Annotated in this window: 1 protein-coding gene; it reads left to right on the forward strand. The window is 61.3% G+C overall.

The annotated features are described in order from the left end of the window. A partial coding sequence (gene glgX / locus BMF89_RS16260; protein WP_078108124.1) for a glycogen debranching protein GlgX occupies window positions 1–1,691 on the forward strand: 1,691 nt, incomplete at its 3' end.

The raw sequence follows: 1,691 nt of genomic DNA on the forward strand, positions 1-1,691 counted from the left end.
ATGGACGTTTGGCCAGGATCCGCATACCCGTTGGGTGCCACTTTCGATGGCACGGGAACGAACTTCGCGTTGTTCAGCGAGAAGGCGGAGAAGGTGGAGTTGTGTCTCTTCGATGACGACGGGGAAGAAGTTTCCTACACCGTCAGCGAGGTGGACGGCTATGTTTGGCATTGCTACCTTCCGCATGTCCAGCCCGGACAGAAGTATGGCTACCGGGTGCACGGTCCGTATGATCCTGCCGCCGGGCAGCGGTTCAATCCCAACAAGCTCCTCCTGGACCCTTACGCCAAGGCCATCCACCGGCAGATCGACTGGGATCCGGCGCTTTTCTCTTACAACATGGGTGATCCGGACTCCCGTAACGACAAGGACTCCGCGCCCCACATGATGTTGGGTGTGGTCATCAATCCGTTCTTCGATTGGGACGGTGACCACCTTCCGCGGATCCCGTACCACCGGTCCGTGATTTACGAGGCGCACGTCAAGGGCCTGACCCAGCTGCACCCGGAGGTTCCGGAGGAACAGCGCGGCACCTATGCCGGCGTCGCCCACCCGGCCGTGATTTCCCATCTGCAGAAGCTCGGGGTCACGGCGATCGAGCTGATGCCGGTGCACCAGTTCACGAACGACGGCATCCTGCAGGACAAGGGGTTGAACAACTACTGGGGTTACAACACGATCGGGTTCTTCGCCCCGCACAACAGCTACAGTTCCAAGGGCGATACCGGCCAGCAGGTCCAGGACTTCAAGGCCATGGTGCGTTCCCTTCACCGGGCCGGCATCGAGGTCATTCTTGACGTGGTGTACAACCACACGGCCGAGGGCAACCATTTGGGCCCCACGCTGTCCTTCAAGGGCATCGACAACTCCGCGTACTACCGTCTGATGGACGGTGACGAGAAGCATTACATGGACTACACGGGTACGGGCAACTCGTTGAACGTGCGCAGTCCGCATTCGTTGCAGTTGCTGATGGATTCGCTGCGTTACTGGGTCACGGAAATGCATGTGGATGGTTTCCGCTTCGATCTGGCGTCCACGCTGGCCCGTGAGTTCTATGATGTGGACAAGCTGTCCACGTTCTTCGAACTCATCCAGCAGGATCCGGTGGTCTCCCAGGTCAAGCTGATCGCCGAGCCGTGGGACGTCGGTCCGGGCGGCTACCAGGTGGGCAACTTCCCGCCGCAGTGGACGGAATGGAACGGCAAGTACCGGGACACGGTGCGTGACTTCTGGCGCGGCGAGCCTTCGACCCTGGGCGAGTTCGCCTCGAGGTTGACGGGTTCGGCGGACCTTTACGAGCATTCCGGGCGGCGCCCGGTGGCCTCCATCAACTTCGTCACGGCCCACGACGGCTTCACCTTGGCTGACCTGGTGTCCTACAACGAGAAGCACAACGAGGCGAACGGCGAAGGCAACAACGACGGCGAATCGCACAACCGTTCCTGGAACTGCGGTGTTGAAGGGCCAACGGAGGATCCGAAGGTCCTGGGCCTGCGTGCCCGCCAGCAGCGGAACTTCATCGCCTCCATGCTCTTGTCCCAGGGTGTTCCGATGCTGCTGCATGGTGACGAGCTCGGCCGGACGCAGCGGGGCAACAACAATGGCTATTGCCAGGACTCCGAGCTGACGTGGATCAACTGGGACAGCGTGGACCAGCCGCTGGTGGAGTTCACGGCCGCGGTCAGCGC

This window comes from Arthrobacter sp. SRS-W-1-2016 (assembly GCF_002009585.1).
In the GTDB taxonomy this organism is placed as follows: Bacteria; Actinomycetota; Actinomycetes; order Actinomycetales; family Micrococcaceae; genus Arthrobacter; species Arthrobacter bambusae_A.